Annotated in this window: 17 protein-coding genes; 5 read left to right on the top strand and 12 right to left on the bottom strand. The window is 72.8% G+C overall.

Features of this window, described 5'->3' with window-relative positions; translation table 11 throughout:
- Nucleotides 1–42: 42 nt before the first annotated feature.
- The 4 genes from LUW87_RS06860 to LUW87_RS06845 form a co-directional block, all read right to left on the bottom strand.
- A complete protein-coding gene (locus LUW87_RS06860) occupies nt 43–375 on the bottom strand; it encodes a hypothetical protein (protein WP_232670377.1) in 333 nt (110 codons plus the stop codon).
- 80 nt (nt 376–455) lie between these two features.
- Nucleotides 456–2531 (bottom strand): FUSC family protein, encoded by a 2076-nt coding sequence (locus tag LUW87_RS06855; RefSeq protein ID WP_232670376.1) that lies wholly within the window; start codon nt 2529–2531, stop codon nt 456–458.
- A 6-nt stretch (nt 2532–2537) separates the two neighbouring features.
- Nucleotides 2538–3527 (bottom strand): LLM class F420-dependent oxidoreductase, encoded by a 990-nt coding sequence (locus LUW87_RS06850; protein WP_232670375.1) that lies wholly within the window; start codon nt 3525–3527, stop codon nt 2538–2540.
- 17 nt (nt 3528–3544) lie between these two features.
- Nucleotides 3545–5026, bottom strand: a complete 1482-nt coding sequence (locus tag LUW87_RS06845) for a serine/threonine-protein kinase (protein WP_232670374.1) — start codon at nt 5024–5026, stop codon at nt 3545–3547.
- A gap of 301 nt (nt 5027–5327) precedes the next feature.
- Here LUW87_RS06845 and LUW87_RS06840 point away from each other — a divergent pair, with 301 nt between their 5' ends.
- Nucleotides 5328–5498 carry a hypothetical protein gene (locus LUW87_RS06840; RefSeq protein WP_232670373.1) on the top strand — a complete coding sequence of 57 codons (171 nt, stop codon included), beginning with the start codon at nt 5328–5330 and terminating at the stop codon, nt 5496–5498.
- A gap of 120 nt (nt 5499–5618) precedes the next feature.
- Here LUW87_RS06840 and LUW87_RS06835 read toward each other — a convergent pair whose 3' ends face one another.
- The 4 genes from LUW87_RS06835 to LUW87_RS06820 all read right to left on the bottom strand — a co-directional run bounded on the left by LUW87_RS06835 (nt 5619) and on the right by LUW87_RS06820 (nt 9355).
- A complete protein-coding gene (locus tag LUW87_RS06835; protein ID WP_232670371.1) occupies nt 5619–7001 on the bottom strand; it encodes a wax ester/triacylglycerol synthase domain-containing protein in 1383 nt (460 codons plus the stop codon).
- 80 nt (nt 7002–7081) lie between these two features.
- Nucleotides 7082–7681, bottom strand: coding sequence for a DsbA family protein (locus tag LUW87_RS06830; RefSeq protein ID WP_232670370.1), 600 nt, complete (start codon nt 7679–7681; stop codon nt 7082–7084).
- A gap of 106 nt (nt 7682–7787) precedes the next feature.
- Nucleotides 7788–8480, bottom strand: coding sequence for a phosphatase PAP2 family protein (locus LUW87_RS19130; RefSeq protein ID WP_232670368.1), 693 nt, complete (start codon nt 8478–8480; stop codon nt 7788–7790).
- Nucleotides 8477–9355, bottom strand: coding sequence for a RecB family exonuclease (locus LUW87_RS06820; protein WP_232670366.1), 879 nt, complete (start codon nt 9353–9355; stop codon nt 8477–8479). Before LUW87_RS06820 ends, LUW87_RS19130 begins: the two co-directional genes overlap by 4 nt.
- 85 nt (nt 9356–9440) lie before the next feature.
- Between LUW87_RS06820 and LUW87_RS06815 the strand changes: the two genes are divergently transcribed.
- A complete protein-coding gene (locus LUW87_RS06815) occupies nt 9441–9890 on the top strand; it encodes a nuclear transport factor 2 family protein (protein WP_232670365.1) in 450 nt (149 codons plus the stop codon).
- Between the two features lie 51 nt (nt 9891–9941).
- Here the strand turns inward: LUW87_RS06815 and LUW87_RS06810 are convergent, their stop codons facing one another.
- A complete protein-coding gene (locus LUW87_RS06810; protein ID WP_232670363.1) occupies nt 9942–11852 on the bottom strand; it encodes a cation:proton antiporter in 1911 nt (636 codons plus the stop codon).
- A gap of 155 nt (nt 11853–12007) precedes the next feature.
- Here LUW87_RS06810 and LUW87_RS06805 point away from each other — a divergent pair, with 155 nt between their 5' ends.
- Nucleotides 12008–14554 (top strand): ABC transporter permease, encoded by a 2547-nt coding sequence (locus LUW87_RS06805; RefSeq protein ID WP_232670361.1) that lies wholly within the window; start codon nt 12008–12010, stop codon nt 14552–14554.
- A 103-nt stretch (nt 14555–14657) separates the two neighbouring features.
- Here LUW87_RS06805 and LUW87_RS06800 read toward each other — a convergent pair whose 3' ends face one another.
- Nucleotides 14658–15560 carry an SDR family NAD(P)-dependent oxidoreductase gene (locus tag LUW87_RS06800; protein WP_232670360.1) on the bottom strand — a complete coding sequence of 301 codons (903 nt, stop codon included), beginning with the start codon at nt 15558–15560 and terminating at the stop codon, nt 14658–14660.
- A gap of 188 nt (nt 15561–15748) precedes the next feature.
- Between LUW87_RS06800 and LUW87_RS06795 the strand changes: the two genes are divergently transcribed.
- A complete protein-coding gene (locus LUW87_RS06795) occupies nt 15749–16072 on the top strand; it encodes a hypothetical protein (protein ID WP_232670358.1) in 324 nt (107 codons plus the stop codon).
- Between the two features lie 59 nt (nt 16073–16131).
- Nucleotides 16132–17163, top strand: coding sequence for an LLM class F420-dependent oxidoreductase (locus LUW87_RS06790; RefSeq protein ID WP_232670356.1), 1032 nt, complete (start codon nt 16132–16134; stop codon nt 17161–17163).
- 15 nt (nt 17164–17178) lie between these two features.
- On the opposite strand, the gene LUW87_RS06785 is transcribed toward LUW87_RS06790, so the two are convergent.
- Nucleotides 17179–18141 carry an NAD(P)H-dependent flavin oxidoreductase gene (locus LUW87_RS06785; RefSeq protein WP_232670355.1) on the bottom strand — a complete coding sequence of 321 codons (963 nt, stop codon included), beginning with the start codon at nt 18139–18141 and terminating at the stop codon, nt 17179–17181.
- Nucleotides 18142–18172: 31 nt separating this feature from the next.
- Complete coding sequence (locus tag LUW87_RS06780) at nt 18173–19468, bottom strand: geranylgeranyl reductase family protein (RefSeq protein WP_232670354.1); 1296 nt, start codon at nt 19466–19468, stop codon at nt 18173–18175.
- Nucleotides 19469–19483: the final 15 nt, after the last annotated feature.

Here is a 19483-nt window from a genome sequence, read left to right as displayed (position 1 = left end):
GGCGGCTACGCGACGAGCACGTGAACTCTGGTCGACGGTCCGTCATGGCTCGAAGAGGTCGAGTTGCTCGGTGCGGGCGGCGCGCTCGGGCAGGGGCTCCCAGACGACACCGCCGCGGGGTCCCCTGTCGCGCACCTCGACGAGGTGGAGGGGGAGGGCCCGCAGCGCTCCCTTCTGGTCGCGCACGCCGAGGCTGCCGTCGGTCTCCCGTCGCACGACGACGCCGTCCTTCCAGCGTTCGCTGTCGCGGCGACGGAAGCGAACCCGGTCGCCACGGGCCACCCCGATCATGGCCAGATGGGGGTCACGGCCGAGCGCCTCGGCGAGAGGCTCTCCCGGGTCGGAGCAGCGGCGTCGGGGGGCTCGAGGGGTCACGGGCGCAGCCAGGACCGGATCAGGCCGGGCGGTCGACGACGAGGCGATCGAGCGGGTCGCGGTGGTCCATGGGTGCGAGCCTACGACGGGGGTCGGACAGCGCTCGGGGGCCGGCCGACGACAGGGTCGACCCCGCCGAGCTCGTCGAGGACCAGGTGGGCGCTCAGGAGGTGGGCCTCGACCGCGGTGGCACCGCTCGTGGTGATCCGCGGTCGGAAGTCCTCACCGGCATCGAGGCGACGGAGACGCTCGCAGAGGTCGGTGCACGACGTCACGGCCTGGGGCCCGATGCCGCCACCAGCACGGCCGTCGGTTGCATCGACCGGGTCGGACGAGGCCAGGTCGGCGGCCACGACCGCCGCCGTCGCGTCGACCAGCGCGTCGAGCAGGCGGCGAGCCTGACCGGGGCTCAGCGAGCGTCGGCCGGGCTCGTGCTCGGCGGCGACGATGGCGGCATCGGCGGCGGTGCGAGCCTGCAACACCTCCGTTCGGGCCCGGAGGACCTCGGGCTCGACGTCGCTCTCGGGACCCGTGACCTGGTCCGAGCGCCGGCCCAGGACGGCAGCCGCGTAGTGGCCGAGTGTGGCCGCGGTGGTGGCGAGCGCCTCGACGAGCGGGCGACCAGCCCGTCGGGGGCGGACGAACGCCACTGCGAGGGTCAGTGCGCCGGCGCCGACCGTGAGCCCGAGACGGAGGACCACGTCTCGTTCGACCGCCTCACCCGCGCTGGCGAAGAGGGAGAGCACGATGACGGTGATGCCGCTCACCGCGATGGCGTAGTTGGCCCAGATGAAGCTGAAGGCCACCAGCGACCCGACCGACACCAGAACGGTGATGCCGAGGGTCCCGGGGTCCGTCAGGGCGAAGACCCCCGCCGCGATCGCCACCCCCACCAGGGTCCCCACGACGCGTAGCGACACCCGGCTCACCGTGCCGGCGAGATCGGGTTTGGCCATCCAGGCCACGGTCATCGGCAGCCAGTAGGCATGGGCGACGTCGAGCGAGACGGTGATGAGGGTGGCCAGCCCGACCGCAACGGCCAGGCGCACCGCGTGGCCCACGAAGAGCTGCCCCGTCCGCAGCTCGTGGCGCAGCGTGGCCCCCACCGATGCCCCGGCGGTGGTCACGGTCCCCCCGGCAGGTGGATCGGTGACGGTCGTGTCGACAGGGGCCCGGGTCGCGAGCGGCCAGGGTGCCCCCGCAGCGGTCGCCGATTCGGTGAGCGCCGTCGCGAGAGCGTGCGCGGCCTGCCGTCGCGAAGGGTCGTGCCCGACCGCGTCCGCCGCCCGGAGCAGTTCGCCCACTCGGTCGGGCAGGCCGCGCCGCCGCGCCGGCCAGACCAACGTGCGGGCCACCTGGCGAGAGACCCGGGCGGCCGCCTGGAGCAGCGCCTGGTCACCGGGGTCGCGGTCTTCGGCGGCGACGAAGCCGAGGCCGAGCATGGCCAGGCGCGCTCGCTCGCCGTGCTCCACGAGATCGAGGAGGCGGGCCCGAGTCGACTCGGTGATCGCATCGGCGCGCACCGTCTCGTCGGCCGACACGAAGGCGGCCGCGACGAGGGGCGAGACACCGGCGCCCCGGTCGTCGGTGGTGGAACCGGCCAGCATCCGGAACCCGGTGGCGACCGCGGCGCGCGACCCTCCGGCTCGCCGGGTGGGCCAGGCGACGATGGCCACGGCGGTCTGCACGAGACCGCCGGCAGCCACGAGGGCGCCGGCGAGGAGGGCGTGGACCTCATCGGTGGCCTCGCCGGCGTAGACGATGAAGAGCACGAGGGCCAGCAGGGCGATGAACGCGGCTCGCGGTCCGAGCACGCCCATGTAGCCGCAGATGGCGGCGACCGCGATCGCGGTGACGACGTGGAGCCACGGCACGCCCGACACGGAGGCGCCGAGCGTGGTGAGGGCCGCGCACCAGAAGGTCGTCCACACCATGGTGCGGGCCCGTTGGGGGTAGCTCTCTCCCATGTCGGCCAGGCCGGCGAACAGGGCACCCAGGCACAGTGCGGCCCCGGCCCGGGGTTCGCCCGCCCCCAGCGCCGTCGCCGTGAGCACGGCGACCACGACCGTGCAGCGAAGGGGGGCGGTGAGGGCCACGCGTCCCACCTCGACGTGGCGGGCGTCGCGGCCCAGAGAGCGCAGGTTCCCGTCGGCCACGGCTGGTCAGCCGCGCCCGGCGGCGGCTTCCATCGTCGCTCGCACCGTGGTCATGCGGTCACGACCCCAGGGCAGGGGCATGACGACGGGCACGTCGACGCCGGCGTCGGCATAGGCCCGCACCGTGGCGTGGACGTGGGCGGCGTCGCCCATCACGTCGATGGCGTCGACCATGCGATCCGAGACCGCGGCGAGCGCGCCCTCGCGATCGCGAGCGGCGTGGCGCTCGCGGATCTCGTCGACCTCGTCGGCGAAGCCGGCCCGGGCGAAGCTGCGGGCGTAGGCGTCGACCACGGCGTAGGAGAACAGGTCTCGTCGGGCGAGCTCGACGCCGTCGGCACGGTCGCACACGCCGACGTGGACGTAGGCGTAGACGGTGGCCTCGCCGCCGGCCCGGACCTGCTCGACCGACCACGGCACGTGCGACGCCGGGAGGTAGTTGAGCAGCACGCCGTCGGCCAGCTCCCCGGCGAGTCGCAACATCGCCGGGTTCAGGGCGGCCAGCACGATCTTGGGCCGCCGCTCGCCGAGGCGGACCCCCAGTCGGAACTTGCGCACCTGGTAGAAGTCGCCCTCGAAGGTGACGGGCTCGCCCGTGAGGCACTCTCGGAGCAAGGTGAGGTACTCGCGGGTCTGGGCCAGGGGGCGATCGCCGTAGGTGGCGCCGTGCCACTGCCCGGTGACGACCGGCGAGGAGACGCCGATGCCGAGCAGGATGTCGCGATCGGGGTGCAGGGCCTGCAGCGAGGCGCCGGCCATGGCCACCACCCCGGGGGTGCGCAGCTGCAGGGCGATGACCCCGGTGCCGAGGTCGAGCTCGGGGTTCGCGGCGCCGGCGGCGGTGAGGGTGACGAAGGCCTCGGGTCCGGTGGTCTCGGCCGTCCAGAACGACGAGTACCCGAGCTCGCCCGCCCATCCGGCAGCCGTGACGGCCCGGTCGAGGCCGAGGTTCATGAAGCTGGCGAAGGTGAGACCGAGGCGGTCGGGGTGCGGCATGGCCGAAGGGTACCGAGTCACCACTTCCCGCTGCGGGTGAGGACGAAGTCGTCGGCGGTGCGGCGTTCGCCCACCCAGCTGACCCGGGCCACGAGGTCGCGGTTGGTGTTCCCGAAGCAGTCGGGCTGGTCGAGGGTGACCGTCGCCGTGTCGCCGTCGGCGCTCACGGCCGTGCCGAGGACGTCGCCCTCGCTCAGCACGTCGAGGCGCATGGCGGCACCGTCGGGGCTGGTGAGCTCCACCCGCAGCGTGTTGTTGCAGAACAGGTTGAACGAGTGGTCGACGCGGAACCCGAAGCGCTCGATGGCGTCGCCGGGCACGAGGTTGGCCTCGACGCGGTCGTCGAGGGTCTGGCCGGCCACGACGTTGGAGACGGCTTCGCAGCCGTTGGTCGGGTCGCCGTCGTAGTCGGCCCGCCCGGCGAGGCACTCGACACCGTCGGTGCCGGGGGCGGCGGGTTGCCCGCAGGGCTGGTACGGCAGGTCCTGGCAGGGTTCGGTGGTCACGGGGGCCACGATGGTGCCCACGGCGTCGTCGCCGCCGACGCGGGTGGTGAGGACCACTGCGACCAGGACGACCGCCAGCGCGGCGAGGGTGCCGAGGACGAGGCCCTTCACGGGGCGGCCGGGACGCCGGGGGAGCTCGCCGCTGACGATCCGGGTGCCTGCCGGGCCGAGAGGCTCGATGCCCGCGGCGTCGGCACCCGCGCCGCGGTCGGGGCGGGGGCGAGCCGACGCGGCGGTCGCCGAGGCGCTGGGCCGGCGTTGGGGCGCTCGGGCGCGGGTGGGCATCAGCCGACGTCGCAGGGTGCGGTCGAGCCCCGCAGGGAGCGGGGCGAGCCGGCCACGGGCGGCGCGGGGCAGGACCACGGCCGCTTCGCCCCGGCCGTACGGAGGGTTGCCGGTGGCGGCGAACAGCAGGGTGGCCCCGAGCGAGAAGACGTCGGCGGCGGGGCCGGCCTCCTCACCACGGGCCTGCTCCGGGGCCATGAACTCGGGTGTGCCGACGACGGCGCCCGTCACCGTGAGCCCGCCGGTGGCGTCGCGGATCGTGGCCACACCGAAATCGGCGAGATAGGGCGTGCCCGCCTCGTCGAAGAGCACGTTGGCCGGCTTGATGTCGCGGTGGACGATGCCCTCGCGGTGGGCGGCGGCGAGGGCCGCGAACAGGGCATCGGCGAGGACGTGCACCTGGCCGGGGCTGAGGGGGCCGTGGTGGGCGACCTGGTCGGCGAGGGTGCCGCCCGCCAGGTAGGGGAGCACCAGGACCACGTCGTCGCCGTCGTCGAGCACCTCCAGCAGCGGGACCACGTTGGGGTGCTGGAGTCGGGCGAGGACCGAGGCCTCCCGCCGGATGCGCTGACGGGCCCGGTGCATCTCGTGGGCGCTGCCGTGCAGCAAGAGGCGCTTGCAGGCCACGCTGCGACCCTGCTCGTCGACGGCGAGGTCGACCACACCCATACCGCCCCGGCCGAGACGGCGCTGCACCACGTAGCTCACGAGGGGTCGATCCTACGGCCCGGGCGGAGGGCTGCGGCGTCGCCCGGCGGTCGGCCGGCGGGGGACCCGTGATCGTCTCTCGGAAAATGCGCGTCCTGAAACCCGCCTGTCACACCCACCCGCCTACCATGGGTGAAGTCCGGAGGTCACGGTGCCGACAACCTTGGTAGCGGTGCCTCGGCTCCCGGGTAGATCCTTCGGGGTCGACATCGTCCCCGACACCATGCACGACCAGCAGTCCCCGGGCCCCCGGGCTCTCCGACCAGCGCCAGCCGGCTCGCCGGCCACGACAGGAGAAACCATGACCGAAACCCACGAGCAGGACACCATCAACGAGGCCCTGTCGATCATCGACCGGGCTCTCGGCGAGATGCTGCATCGTGAGCTCGTGAGCACCGACGAGGTCTCCGACCTCCTGCTCGACGTCCGCACCCTGCTCACCACCGAGGGTTCGGTCCTGGCCCAGAACTGACCAGGGCCGGTCGCCACGGCCGGCACGGATGACTGCGACGAGGGGCACGGCCGCGCGGCCGTGCCCCTCGTCGTTGGGGCGCACCATCTTCGCGACCGGTGGGTGTGACCCCGGCCGCGGCTACGCGCTGGCCGCGAAGAGGTCGGCGAAACTGGCCTCGATGAGGGCCACGAAGCGGTCCGGGTCGGTGATGGCCCCGGCGTCGCTGTGGATGCCGAGGTGGCAGGTGCCGGCATAGGAGAGCAGCGTCACGTTGAGGGCGGCGGCGGTGAGAGGCCCGATGGGGTAGTCGGCCAGCACCCGAGCGCCGGCCAGCCACACCGGCACCGGCGCCCCCCGCACGTTGGACGCGGCGAAATCGACGGCTCGGGCCTGCTCGCGGGTGACGCGGGTCATCACGGTCACGGGCACCAGGTTGGCCACCATGGCCAGCTCGTCGACCACGCCCAGCACGGGCTCCCGCTTGACCCGCTCGAGCACGGCGTGCACGGCCCGGAACCGCGTGCGCGGGTCCTCGTCGCCGACCGGGAGGACCACGCGGGCCGGCACGAAGGCGTTGCCTCCGGACGCCCCGCGACTGCGCACGCTGACCGGCATGGCCATGCGCAGGGCCTCCACGGGGTGCCCCGCCTCGCGATGCACCTCGGCGATGGCGCCGGCCAGGCCGGTGACGAAGGCGTCGTTGACGCTCCCGCCCAGGGCTCGGGCGCTGGCCTGCAGGGACGAGAGCGGGAGGTCGACCCCGTCGAGGCGTCGCCGCAGGGTGCGGCCGGTCCACAGCGGCGACAGGGAGCGATCGGTGATCGTGAGCTGGTCGAGCACCGACCTGGTGGTGGCGACGGTGGTCGTCAGCGTTGCCGGCACCCGGGTGGGATGGGCGGCCAACCCGACCGCCTCGCCGGCGATGTGGCGGCCCACCGTCACCGCCCGACGAGCGGCGAACGCCGCCGCGTCGGCTACGAGGGCGACCGGGCTCGTCGGAGGTCCGGGGCGAGGACCGAGCGAGGTCGGCTCACCGAGGTCGGGCAGCTCGGGGCCGGTGTCGAGGAACTCGGCGGCGATGCGCAGCACCCCTTCGCCGTCGGTGATCGTGTGGTGGATCTTCTGCACCAGCGCGCCGCCGCCGTCGGCCAGCCCGTCGATCACCACGAACTCCCACAGCGGTCGCCGCCGATCGAGAGGGTCCTGCACCAGCCTGGTGGCCAGGTCGAGCAGCTGGCGGTGGGTGCCCGGCGCAGGGAGGCGGAGCACACGCAGGTGGTGGTCGATGTCGAACTCGGGGTCGTCGCACCAGGCCGGCGGGGTGAGGCGACCGGCCGGCGCCACGACTCGTTGGCCGAAGCGGGGGTGGTTGTCGACCATGCGCAGGAGGCGGCCGCGCAGGTGGTCGACGTCGGGCATCGACTCGAGGAGGGTGAGGCTGCCGAACGTGGGGTCCAGGTACGGGTCGCGCTCGACGTTCCACATCAGCGCTTCGACGTCGCTCATCCAACCGGTCGCCATGTCCGCTCCGTCAGTGCTGCGCAGGGGTGCCCGATGCTGCTGGGCGGTGTTCGGTGTTCGGTGTTCGGTGCTCGTCCCGGTCAGCGGTCGAGGCTGGTGTGCTTGAACTCGTTGAGCGCCGGCCAGTCCGTGAGCATGGTGACGCACTGCTCGACGCTACGTCGAGCATCGGCGGCGTCGTGGGGCAGGTCCATCAGCCGGACGAACGCGGCGCGACCGCCGGCCATGAACGTGGGGACCCCCCACACGTCGAGGTCGCGGGCGGCCGCCTCGTGTTCGGCGCGCACGGTGGTCAGGGGACGTCCGGTGGCGACCTCGGTGAAGACGGCGTCGGCATCGACCCCTTCGGCCGCGAGCAGTTGGCGCAGCACGGCCTCGTCGCGCAGCTGGGCACCTTCGGCGTGGCGGGCCTCGAACAGGCGGCGATGCAGCGGCCAGAAGCGATCGGGATCCTGGTCGCGCACGACGACCGCGGCCTGCAGGGCGAGCAGGCCGGTGTCGTCGTCGGGTCGATCCCAGATGGGCACCTCGCCGGGCTCGACGTGGACCTGGCCGAGGCAGAAGGGCACGAAGGTGACGTCCCAGTCGGCGCCGTCGAGGAGGGCGTCGACGACGTGGCGGTGCACGATGCGGGCGAAGGGGCAGCGGTAGTCCCAGGTGAGCGAGAAGGTCAGAGGCACGGTGGGGCGAACCCTTGGTCGGGGGGCGGATATTCCGGTGGGGTGGGCAACGCCCGTCGGGCTCGTGGGGGTGCGGCGCCCGGGAGCAGAAGGGGCACGGCGGGTGTCAGGTCTTCTTGAGCGGCCAGACCCTGCGGGCCACGAGGCCGAACACCGTGCCCACGGCCACCCCGCCGACGACGTCGGAGGCGTGGTGGATGCGCACGTGCACCCGGCTGGCGGCCACCAGCGCGGCCAGTCCGAAGTAGAAGGGCTTCACCGAGCGTGGGGAGTGTTGGGTGAGCAGCAGCGACGCCAACATGGCGGTGCTCGAGTGGCCGCTGGGGAACGAGGTGGTGAGCGGGATCCGCATCTTGTAGGGCCGCGGTTCCTGGGCCACCGGACGCTCCCGCTTGAACTGGCTCTTGATGAGGCCGTTCAGGAGCACGGACTCGACCCCCAGGGCGGCCGCGAGGCGCCACGCCGCGGTGGCATCGGCATCGGAGCGCAGACCCCGGGTGAAACCGAGCAGGACCCAGATCAGGCCGAAGTCGCCGAGCTCGGTGAGGGCGTACATGATGCGGTCCGCCGGCTCGGTGCCCCGGACGCGATCGAAGGCCTGGTCGACGGCGTCGTCGAAGCGCTGGACGGGTGAGAGCCGGTGGGGGGGATCGACGGAGTGCGAGGGCAGCGGGATCGAGGGGTGCGTCGTCTCGATGGCCTCGATGGTGGCGTCGATCAGCCCCTCGGGGGGCAAGGTCTCCTCGGCCGGGTCGTCGGTGGGGTCTGCGTCGGTCGGCGACGCCTCGGTGTCGGTCACCCGGCCGATGCTACGGGCACCGCGACGGCGGCCCCGTCGGTGGCGTGGGCCGTGCCGAGCTCGGCCTGGGCGGCGAGCTCGCCGGCCACGCGCTCGGCCTCGGCGATGCTGCCCCCGAACGACGGGCAGTAGGCCTTGTAGGCGCAGTAGTCGCACAGACGGGAGGTGCGGGGGGCGAAGTTCTCCTTCTCGCACGCCCGCTCGATGGCGGTCCAGATGGCGCGTACCTTGCGCTGCAGGCCTCGGATGGACTGCTCGGTGGGCACGGTGACGATGGCCACCGGGTCGGCGAGGTAGAGCAGCTGGACGCGAGCCGGCCGGCGCCCGAGGACCTGCTCGCACAGGAAGGCGTAGAAGTGGACGCCTCCGAGCCGCGACTGCTCGAAGTTCTGGTTGGGGGCCCGCCCGGTCTTGTAGTCGGTGACGACCAGCTCACCGTCGGCGTCGAGCTCGAGGCGGTCGATGATGCCGCGCAGGCGCAGGCCGTCGATGTCGGTCTCCATCTTGAGCTCGAGACCGATGGGGGTGACCGTGGTGGGGTCCTCGAGGGAGAAGTACCGCTCGATCAGGGCCTCGGCGTCGGCGACGAGGCCGGCCCGTCCTGCGTCGTCGAGGTCGAGGGCGACCAGCTCCGGGTCGTCGTCGGCCGCCGCCCACGCCTCGGCCAGGCACGCTTGACCGGCCGACGGGACCCGCTGCTCGGGTGGGAGGAGCATGAGGCGCTCGAGGGCGGCGTGGACGAGGGTGCCTCGCACGGTGGCCACGGTGGGCGGGTCGGGGAGGCGATCGATCGCCGAGAAGCGGAAGGCGAGCGCGCACTCGGTGAAGGACGAGACCTTCGACGGCGACAGCGAGGTGGGCAGCTCCAACGGCATGGTCCCAGGGTAGGCACCCCTCGCGACACCGGTCCGTGACCCCGGACGGCCCGGGCCTGCCCGGAGCGCTTGTACCGTGCACGTCGTGGCCCAGCCCGACGGACCCTCGCCCGACCGGGCCGCCGACACCGCGGCGGTGCGTGAGGCCAACCGCACCTTCTACGCCGCCTTCGAGGCCCGCGACCTCGATGCCATGTCGGACCTGTGGGCGCACGACGCCGAGGTCACCTGCGTCCACCCCGGGTGGGTCACCCTGCGCGGCTGGGGTCAGGTGGCCGCCAGCTGGGCGGCGCTGTTCGACGGTCCGCAACGGCTGCAGTTCATCGTCACCGACGAAGAGGTGGTGGTGGCCGGCGACGTCGCCTGGGTGACCTGCGACGAGAACCTCCTCGGCGACGACGGTGGGGCCACCGTGGCGGTGCTCAACCTCTTCGCCCGCGACCCCGAGGGGCGATGGCGGATGCTGGCCCACCACGGGTCGCCGGTGATGGGCCGCTCGATCGCCGCCGAGGACGCCGACGCCGACGACCGCTGACCCAGGGTCGACGACGAAGGCCGAGGTCCCCGGCCCGCCGTGGCCCGGCCGCTACCCCTCGCCGAGGACGAACACGGTGTCGCCGGGGCCCACCGTGGCTCGCCTGGGGGCCAGGTCGAGGCGACCGCTGCTGTGTAGCACGCAGAGCAGGATGACGCCCTCGGGCACGGCCTCGACGGCCCTGGCGTCGGTGGCGTCGGCGTCGATCTCGATGGCCCGCACGGCACCGTGCTCCTCGAAGGCCTGCGCCAGCTGGCGCTGGGTGACCCCGTGGGCGAACGGCCGCCGGGTCCACGTGGCGGCCGGGGCCACCTCGACCAGCTCCTCGTCCCCCTCGACCGGGCCCATCCCCGGGCCGCCGTCGCCGCCGAGGCCGACGGCGGACGTGGGGCCGGTGGCCGCCTGGGGGAGGGGGCCGGCGATGCGGCCGGCGATGCGACCCCATCGGGTCCTCGGCTGCTGGAGGGTGGCCGGGCGCTGCGAGGCCGGCAGCACGAAGACGTCGGACCGGGACAGGTCCTCGAGCGCGCGGGCCAGGGCCACGGCGTTGTGCTCGTCGTCGAGTGCGGCGATCACCGCCGAGTGCACGCCGGCGAACGCCGGATCGACCCGCGCCGACATCATCGGGGCGGTGAAGAGCTTCCAGGGGTGGCTGCGCCCGGCCAGCTCGTAGCGGTTGGTCGCCACGACCGAGACGTCGACGTCGTGCTCGCTCAGCCGGTCGGCCAAGGAGAGCAACCACGGGGGGCTGCCCACGAGCAGCACGCCGTTGGGGTCGGGCAGCGCCACCCCGATGCGTCGGGCGAGGGGGGCCGCGGTGACCCCGTAGACGAGGCAGGTGCCCACGATGACGAGGAACACGATCGACGCCAGGTCCTGGCTGCCCTCGTCGGTGACGCCGGCATCGGCGAGCTTCAGGCTGAACAGGGCGGAGGTGGCGGCGGCCACGATGCCCCGGGGGGCCATCGCACCGATGAAGATGCGATCGGGCATCCGCATGGCGGTTCCCGCGGTGCAGAGCCAGGTGACGAACGGGCGCACGACCACCACGGCGAAGGCGACCAGCCCCAGCGACGGCAACAGCAGGTGGAGGAGCTGGTCGACCTGGGTGCGGGCGGCCAGGACGATGAAGAGCCCCCCGAGCAGGATGATGCCGATGTTCTCGTTGAACGCGGTGATGCGCCTGACCTGCACGTAGCGCTGGTTGGCGAGCAGCACGCCGAATGCCGTGGTGGCGAACAGCCCGGATTCCGAGGCGATCGCCTCGGCCACCGTGTACGAGGCGATGACCACCATGAAGGTGACCGCCAGCTCCAACTCGTCGGGCACGGCGAAGCGGCGGAGAGCGGCGATCAACACCATTGCGCCGGCGAGTCCGGCGCCCATGCCGGCGGCGATGGTCACGACCAGGCGCACGAGGGGCTCGTCGCCGCCGAGCACCACCTGGAGCACGATGAGGGCCAGCGTGGCGCCGATGGGGTCGATGACGATGCCCTCCCAGCGCAGGATCGTCGACGACGGCGGTCGGGGACGGGCCAGCTTCAGCAACGGCCCCACGACGGTGGGCCCGCTCACCACGAGCAGGGCGCCGAGCAGGGCCGCCTCGCCCGCCGGCAGCGAGAACAGGGGCATCGACACCAGGGCGAGCGCCACGGCCGTGATGGCCACGCCCACGGTGACCAGGCGCACCACCGGCTTGGGCCCGTGGGCCCGGAGCTCGGCGATGTCGAGCCCGAGGCCACCTTCGAACAGCAACAGGCCCACCGCCAGCGAGACCACGGGGAACAGGGCGTCGCCGAAGATCTCGTCGGGCTTCACCAGATCGAGCCCGGGCCCGGCCACCAGCCCGGCGCCCAGGAGCAACAAGATGGCGGGCAGGCGGATGCGTCGCGACAGCCACTGCATGCCGATCCCGAGCACGACGATCGTGCCCAGTCCGATGAGGATGCTGTTGTCGTCCATGGGTCCGGTCCTACGTCGGGGTCGGATACTCGTACCACGGTCGCAGGGCCGGGATGCGGTTCGGTGCCGGCGAAACCGGATGCCGGGCGCGGCCATCGGTGCAAGGCTGAGACCGATCCTCGCCTGCCCCCCTGCCCCCTGGAACCGGAGATCCCATGCTGCGCGTCACCCTCCGCGGCTTGCTCGCCCACAAGGTCCGCCTGGCCACGACGGCTCTCGCCATCCTGCTCGGGGTGGCGTTCATGTCGGGCACCCTGGTGCTCACCGCCACCATCGGGTCCACGTTCGACGGGCTCTTCGCCGACATCAACGCCGGCACCGACGTCGTGGTGCGCTCGGCCGAGGTGGTCGAGACCGATTTCGGCGAGCAGCGCGGCACCATCGACGAGTCGGTGCTCGGCGAGGTGGCGGCGGTCCCCGGCGTGCGGGTGGCCGAGGGCGACGTGAGTGGCTACGCGCAGTTCGTCGACAAGGAAGGGGAGGCCATCGGCAACCCCAACCAGGGCGCCCCGACGCTGGGCTTCGCCTGGGGTGACGACCCCGAGCTGAACCCGCTGCGGTTGGCCGAAGGCGGTCCCCCGGCGGGGCCCGACGAGGTGGTGATGGACAAGGCGTCCGCCGACACCGGGGACTTCCGGGTGGGCGACCCGGTCACCGTCCTCACCGCAACGGGGTCCCAGGAGTTCACGGTCGCCGGCATCGCCCGGTTCGGCAACGTCGACAGCCCGCTCGGTGCCTCGATCGCCGCCTTCGCTCTCCCCACCGCCCAGGAGCTGTTCGGCCTCGAGGGCCGGTTGGTCAGCGTGTTGGCGGCGGCCGAGGAGGGAATCGCCCAAGCTGAGCTGGCCGAGCGGGTCGCCGCCGCGCTCCCCGCCGGCCTCGAGGCCATCACCGGCGACGACCTCACCGAGGAGCAGCAGTCCACCACCCGCGACCAGCTGGGCTTCTTCAACACCTTCTTGTTGACGTTCGCCCTGATCGCCCTCTTCGTCGGGGCGTTCATCATCTACAACACGTTCTCGATCATCGTGGCCCAACGCACCCGCGAGATGGCGTTGTTGCGGGCCATCGGGGCGGCCCGCCGACAGGTCCTCTCCTCGGTGCTCATCGAGGCCGTCGTGACCGCCCTCGTCGCCTCGGCCGTGGGTGTGCTCGCCGGCCTGGGCGTGGCGATCGGTCTGCGCAACCTGTTCGCCTCGTTGGGCATCGACATCCCGGCCGACGGCCTCACCGTGGAGCCCAACGCCATCGTCGTGCCCATCGTCGTGGGGGTGGTCATCACCCTCGTCTCCGCGGTGCTCCCGGCCCGTCGGGCCTCGCGGGTGCCACCCATCGCCGCCCTGCGCGACGTGGCCCACGACGAGTCCGGCCGCTCGGTCCTGCGGGCCGTGGCCGGCGTCGCCGTGCTGGCCCTGGGCGGTGGGGCGGTGGCCCTCGGCCTCGGGGCCGACGTCGACAACGCAGCAGCCATCGTCGGGCTCGGCGCCGCCCTCACGTTCATGGGCGTGGCCGTGCTCGGGCCGGTGATCGCCGGCCCGCTGACCCGCGTCATCGGGTGGCCGCTGCCCCACCTGCGCGGCATCGCCGGCCACCTGGCCCGCGAGAACGCCATGCGCAACCCGAAGCGCACGTCGTCCACGGCCGCGGCGCTGATGATCGGCGTCGGCCTGGTGGGCTTCATCACGATCGTGGCCGCCTCGGCGTCGACGTCCATCCGGGCGACGGTCGACGACGGCTTCGTGAGCGACTTCGTCGTGCAGTCCAACGCCGGGTTCCAGGGTGGGCTCAGCCCCACCGTGGCCGACGACATCCGGGCGCTGCCGGAGGTGGAGGCGGTGGCCGAGCTGCGCACCGGGGTGGCCCAGGTCGACGGCAACGGCACCTTCCTCACCGGCCTCGGCGCGGAGGAGTTCGCCCGGGTGGCCGACATCGGCGTGGAGGAGGGCGACATCGCCGCCCTCGCCGATGAGGGCACCATCGCCGTGTACGACCAGACCGCCGACGACAAGGGCTGGGCGCTCGGCGACACCGTCTCGGTCGTGTACCCGACCACCGGCGAGCAGCAGTTGCGGATCGTGGCTCTCTTCAGCCAGGAGGAGGTGCTCGGCGAGTACGCCACCGGCCTGTCGACCTACGACGCCAACAACGAGGTCCTGCTCGACGCCATCGTCTTCGTCGCTCTCGCCGACGGAGTGTCGCTCGATGACGGGCGGGCCGCCATCTCCACCGTCACCGACGCCTTCCCCAACGCCGACCTGCAGGACAAGACCGAGTTCGCCGACGCCATCGTGGGCCAGCTCAACCAGCTCCTGAACCTCGTCTACGTGCTGTTGCTGCTGGCCGTGGTCATCGCCCTCATCGGTATCGCCAACACGCTGGCGCTGTCGGTCTTCGAGCGCACCCGCGAGCTCGGGTTGCTGCGCGCCGTCGGGATGACCCGTCGCCAGATGCGGTCGTCCGTGCGATGGGAGTCGGTGATCATCGCCGTGCTGGGCACCCTGATGGGGCTCGTGATCGGTGCTGTCTTCGGGTGGGCGTTGGTGCAGGCCCTCGCCAGCCAGGGCTTCACCAGCTTCACCCTGCCGGTGGGGACCCTCGTCGTGGTGGTGGTGATCGCCGCGCTGGCCGGGGTCGTGGCCGCCATACCGCCGGCTCGCCGGGCGGCCCGGCTCGACATCCTCTCGGCCATCTCCACGGACTGACGCCTCGGACCGCACGCGAGCGGGCCCCGGCACCCGCCGGGGCCCTGTACGCGCGGTCTCGGTCGGGGCCGGCTCCGGGCCCGACGCCTGCTCGCCCTCGGGGTCAGCCCTCGCCGAGGACGGTCTTGACGATCTTGTTGATCTCGCCGCTGGAGTCCTCGGGCACGATGTAGCTCGACTCGTCGCGGATCTGGCCCAGGTGCTCGGCGAGGTCCTCGGCGGTCAGCTCCGGGTTGTAGTAGCCGTCGGTCAGGCCGATGAAGAAGCGGCTGATGATCCCGCCGGCGGCCGAGTAGACCTCGCCGCTGACGTCGCAGGCCTCCGAGGCCAGGTAGGCCACCAGGGGGCTCACGAGGGCGGGATCGAGCTGGTCGCCGGCCTTGCCGAACATGTCCTCGGTCATGCGGGTGGCCGCGACCGGGGCGATGGCGTTGGCCTTGATGTTGTACTTGCGACCCTCGATGGCCAGCACCCGGGTGAGACCGACGAGGCCCATCTTGGCGGCGCCGTAGTTGGCCTGGCCGAAGTTGCCGAGGATGCCGGAGTTCGAGGAGGTGGAGATGACGCGCCCGTAGCCCTTCTCGCGCATGATCAGCCAGGCCGGCTGGGTGACGTAGAACGCGCCGAGCAGGTGCACCTGGATCACGGGCTCGAGCAGCTCGGGGGTGAGGTTGTGGAACGACTTGTCGCGCAGGATCCCGGCGTTGTTGACGACGATGTCGACGGTGCCGAAGGCGTCGACGGCGGTCTGCACCACGGCCTTGCCGCCCTCGGCGGTGGCGACGGAGTTGGTGTCGGCGACGGCTTCGCCGCCGAGGCCGACGACCTCTTCCACCACCTTCTGGGCGGGGCCCACGTCGCCGCCCTCGCCGGTGACCGAGCCGCCGAGGTCGTTCACCACGATGCGGGCCCCGCGGCGGGCGAGCTCCAGCGCGTGCTGGCGGCCGAGGCCGCCTCCGGCGCCGGTGATGATGGCGACCTTGCCGTCGAAGCCGATGTCAGCCATGGGTTCCTCCTGCGCCCGGGGGGCGCGATGTCGTTGGGGGCGAACGGGCCAGACAGTACCGAGGCCGCCCCCCGAGACCCGAATGCGCTGCGGGGCGGTCTTCGTCGCCGCGGCCACGGGCCGGTAACCTCCCGGGCGTCACCTCGACGTCCTCGACGCACCGCACCGCACCGGAGATCCCCAGACCCATGGCCCCGACGATCAGCACCGAGAAGGTCTTCCGCAAGCGCCAGAAGGTCGTGGCCGCCGTCGATCTCCCGGGGGTGCCGGCGGGCACGCCCGGCAAGGTGTACTACGTGGCCGGGGTCACCTGGATCCGCTACCACGTCCTGTTCGAGAACGGGGTGGAGATCTCCACCCTCGATGCCGCCCAGCTGGCCGACCGCAAGGCCTGGACGAAGGAACAGGACCGCATCGCGCGCGAGAACCTCGAGGCGGAGCGGTCGGCCGAGCGGGAGCGTCGTCGCCAGGAGAACCTGGCCAACCTCGCCGACGGCCCCGGCGGTCACTAGCCGAGGCCCCACCGACGCCCGGCACGGCCGGTGTCGCCGTTCCTCAGGGGGGACACGTCATGAAGCTGGGAATGCAGATCGACTACGCCGGAGGCTTCAAGGCCTCGGCCCAGCGGGTCGCCGACTACGAGCGAGCGGGGCTCGACGTGGCCTGGGTGGCCGAGGCCTACGGCTTCGACGGGCCTTCGTTCATGGGCTACCTGGCGGCGACCACCGAGTCGGTCACCATCGCCGCGGGGATCCTGCCCATCTACACGCGCACCCCCACGCTCATGGCCATGACCGCCGCCGGGCTCGACGCCCTCTCCGATGGCCGGTTCCTGCTCGGCCTCGGCGCGTCCGGTCCGCAGGTCATCGAGGGGTTCCACGGTGTGCGCTACGACGCCCCCCTCGGGCGCACCCGCGAGATGATCGACATCTGCCGGGCGGTGTGGCGGCGCGAGCGGGTCACCTACGAGGGCAAGCACTACACGCTGCCCCTGCCCGCCGACCAGGGCACCGGTCTCGGCAAGCCGCTCAAGATCATCGCCAAGCCGGTGCGTGAGCGCATCCCGATCTGGATCGCCTCGCTCGGTCCCAAGAACGTGCAGATGACCGCCGAGAAGGCCGACGGTTGGCTGCCCATCTTCTTCGTGCCCGAGCGGGTGAACGACGTGTGGGGCGACGACCTGGCGGCCGGGAAGGCCGTCCGCGAGGAGGGCCTGGCCCCGCTCGAGATCGCCGCTGGTGGGGTGGTCGCCATCGGCGAGGACGCCGGCCCGGTGGCCGAGATGACCCGCCCCATGGTCGCCCTGTACGTGGGTGGCATGGGCGCCAAGGGTCGCAACTTCTACAACGACCTCATGTGCCGCTACGGCTACGAGGCCGAAGCGGCCGAGATCCAGGACCTCTACCTCGACGGCAAGAAGGACGAGGCGGCGGCCAAGGTGCCCGACGAGTTCCTGCGTCTCACCAACCTGTGCGGCCCGGAGAGCTTCGTGAAGGAACGCCTGGCGGCTTTCCGCGACGCGGGGGTCACAGTGCTCAACATCATCCCGGTGGGCGACCGACCCCTCGAGATCATCGAGAAGGTCAAGGAGTGGACGGCCTGATCCGCCGTCGACGGGTCAGCGCAGGGCGCTGACCCGCTCGATGATGGCCTCGGCCTCGACGACGAACGAGCGCACCAGGTCGCCGGCGGGGACGAGCTCGTCGATGGCGCCCACGCCCTGGCCGGCGGGCCAGAACTCCTTGTCGGGGTCCACCACGACGTCGGGGCCGCTCCCGAGGTGGTTGGCGCCGTCCTCCATGGACTGCACGAACTGGGCGGGGAAGGGCTTGACGGCGCGGTCGCCCTGGTCGAACGCCCGGGTGTAGGCGTTGGCGTTCACCCGGCAGGTCTTGCCGGTGAAGGCCCTGGTGATCACCGTGTCGTCCTCGTGCATGGCGAGGAGCCGTTCCTTGTAGCCGGCGGTGCCCCAGGCCTCGGGCGTGGCGATGAAGCGGGTGCCCACCCAGATCCCGTCGGCGCCGAGGGTGAGCGCGGCCGCCAGGCCCCGGCCGTCGACGATCCCGCCGGCGGCGACCACGGGCACGCGACCGTCGACTGCGTCGACGACCTGGGGCACCAGGGCCAGGGTGGCGACCGCGCCCGTGTGGCCACCGGCCTCGGTTCCCTGGGCGATGACGAGGTCGCAGCCCGCCTCCACCGCGGCCACCGCGTGGCGCACCTTGCCGCACATGGAGGCGATGAGCACGTTGTTGTCGTGGCAGAGGTCCACCACGTCGCGCGGCACGCCGAGACCGGCGACGAACACCCGCCCGCCGTGGTCGATGATCGCCTGCACCTGGGCCGCCATGTCGCCGGGGGCGGCGGTGAGCAGGTCGACGCCGTAGGGCCTGGAGGTCAGGGCCCGCACCTGCTCCATCTCGGTGACCATGCGCTCCGTGCTCATGGTGGAGGCGCCCAGACAGCCGAAGCCGCCGGCCTCGCTGACCGCCGCCACCAGCTCGTGGTAGCTCACGCCGCCCATGCCGGCGAGCATCACGGGGTGCTCGATCTCGAGGATGTCGGTCAGTGGGGTGCGCATGGTGCGAGCCCACACGCTCTTGACCGTCTGGTCAAGCGGTTCCGTCGACGGAGCCCGACCGGTAGGCGCCGGGACCGGTGAACATCCCACGGTGCCAGCGCGACGGGGTGAGCAGCAGGGCCCGGGGGTAGTCCTCGTAGAGCCATCGGGCGAAGTTGCGGCGGGTCCAGCTCGTGGACCCCGCCGCCCGCAGCGTGGCCCGGACGCCACTGCGGTGGCGGAGCACCGCGATGAGCCGATCGGCGAGGCGGTGGTCGACGGCCAGCTCGTGGTGGACGCGTCGCCGGTAGCTCTCGCCGGCCTGCCGGCGCCCCTCGGTGGCCGGCGAGGCGGGGACGGACAGGATGGCCTCGGCGGCCCACCGCCCGGTGAGCAGCGCCTGGCCGATCCCTTCGCCGGTCATGGGGTCGGTGGCGGCGGCGGCGTCGCCGACGAAGAGCACCGGACCGTGGGCGAGGGTCATGTGCTGCACCCGGGCGGGGATGGGCCAGGCCCGGTGGGCCCCTTCGGGCTCGGCCGCCGGACCCAGGAAGGAGCGGATGTGAGGGCGGGCGAGAAGCTCGCGCCAGAGCGCGCCCATGTCGCCCACGTCGTAGGAGCCGCCCCTCTGGATGCCGAAACCGACGTTGGCCCGCCCCTCCCCGAGCGGGAAGGACCAGGCGTAGCCGGGCAGGAGGTCGGGCTCGAACCACACCGTGAGGGTGGAGGCGGCCTCGTCGCTCACCCCGGTCAGGTACTGGCGCAGCGCGTGCCACTCGCCCCGGTAGGCGGGCGGGTTCACCCCCAGGGCCTTGCGCAGGGGCGACCACATCCCGTCGGCCCCGACGCCGTGGCGGGCGCGGACCGCGCCGATCCCGTCGACGTCGGCGACGAGGTCGCCGGTGGCGTCGTCGAGGCGCGCCCCGCGCAGCGGGTGGCCCTCGGCGACAGTCGCGCCACTCGCCCGGGCGAGGTCCACGAGGGCGGCGTCGAGGTCACGCCGGCGGGCCACGGCGCCGTAGCGGCCGGACCCGCGAGGCAGCGGGAACGTGACGTGGTGCCCGCGCGGCGAGCGCATGGCCACGGAACCGACGTCGGTCCACGACGCCACCGCCGCCGGGTCGAGCCCCAACGATTCGAGCTCTCGCAGGGCCGAGGTGGTGAGCCCGTCACCGCAGATCTTGTCGCGGGGGAAGCGGGCCCGATCCACGACCAGCACCCGGCGTCCGGCCTGCGCCAGGCAGATGGCGGTGGCGGCACCGGCCGGACCGGCGCCCACGACGAGCACGTCGACGTCCGTCTCGGGGGTGTGGGACGCGTGAGGTCCGGAGGGAGGCTCGGGGGGCATCGGCGGCCGAGGGTA

The organism is Rhabdothermincola salaria (assembly GCF_021246445.1).
Lineage (GTDB): Bacteria > Actinomycetota > Acidimicrobiia > Acidimicrobiales > Acidimicrobilacustridaceae > Rhabdothermincola_A > Rhabdothermincola_A salaria.
The sequence above is the reverse complement of the archived record's forward strand: the minus strand, read 5'-3'. Positions and strand labels throughout refer to the sequence as shown.

Coding starts and splice junctions, on each gene's coding strand:
- LUW87_RS06850 (WP_232670375.1), bottom strand. CDS start 3,527: ATGCCGCACCCCGACCGCCTCGGTCTCACCTTCGCCAGCTTCATGAAC.
- LUW87_RS06840 (WP_232670373.1), top strand. CDS start 5,328: ATGACCGAAACCCACGAGCAGGACACCATCAACGAGGCCCTGTCGATC.
- LUW87_RS06835 (WP_232670371.1), bottom strand. CDS start 7,001: ATGGCGACCGGTTGGATGAGCGACGTCGAAGCGCTGATGTGGAACGTC.
- LUW87_RS06820 (WP_232670366.1), bottom strand. CDS start 9,355: ATGCCGTTGGAGCTGCCCACCTCGCTGTCGCCGTCGAAGGTCTCGTCC.
- LUW87_RS06810 (WP_232670363.1), bottom strand. CDS start 11,852: ATGGACGACAACAGCATCCTCATCGGACTGGGCACGATCGTCGTGCTC.
- LUW87_RS06805 (WP_232670361.1), top strand. CDS start 12,008: ATGCTGCGCGTCACCCTCCGCGGCTTGCTCGCCCACAAGGTCCGCCTG.
- LUW87_RS06800 (WP_232670360.1), bottom strand. CDS start 15,560: ATGGCTGACATCGGCTTCGACGGCAAGGTCGCCATCATCACCGGCGCC.
- LUW87_RS06795 (WP_232670358.1), top strand. CDS start 15,749: ATGGCCCCGACGATCAGCACCGAGAAGGTCTTCCGCAAGCGCCAGAAG.
- LUW87_RS06790 (WP_232670356.1), top strand. CDS start 16,132: ATGAAGCTGGGAATGCAGATCGACTACGCCGGAGGCTTCAAGGCCTCG.
- LUW87_RS06785 (WP_232670355.1), bottom strand. CDS start 18,141: ATGCGCACCCCACTGACCGACATCCTCGAGATCGAGCACCCCGTGATG.
- LUW87_RS06780 (WP_232670354.1), bottom strand. CDS start 19,468: ATGCCCCCCGAGCCTCCCTCCGGACCTCACGCGTCCCACACCCCCGAG.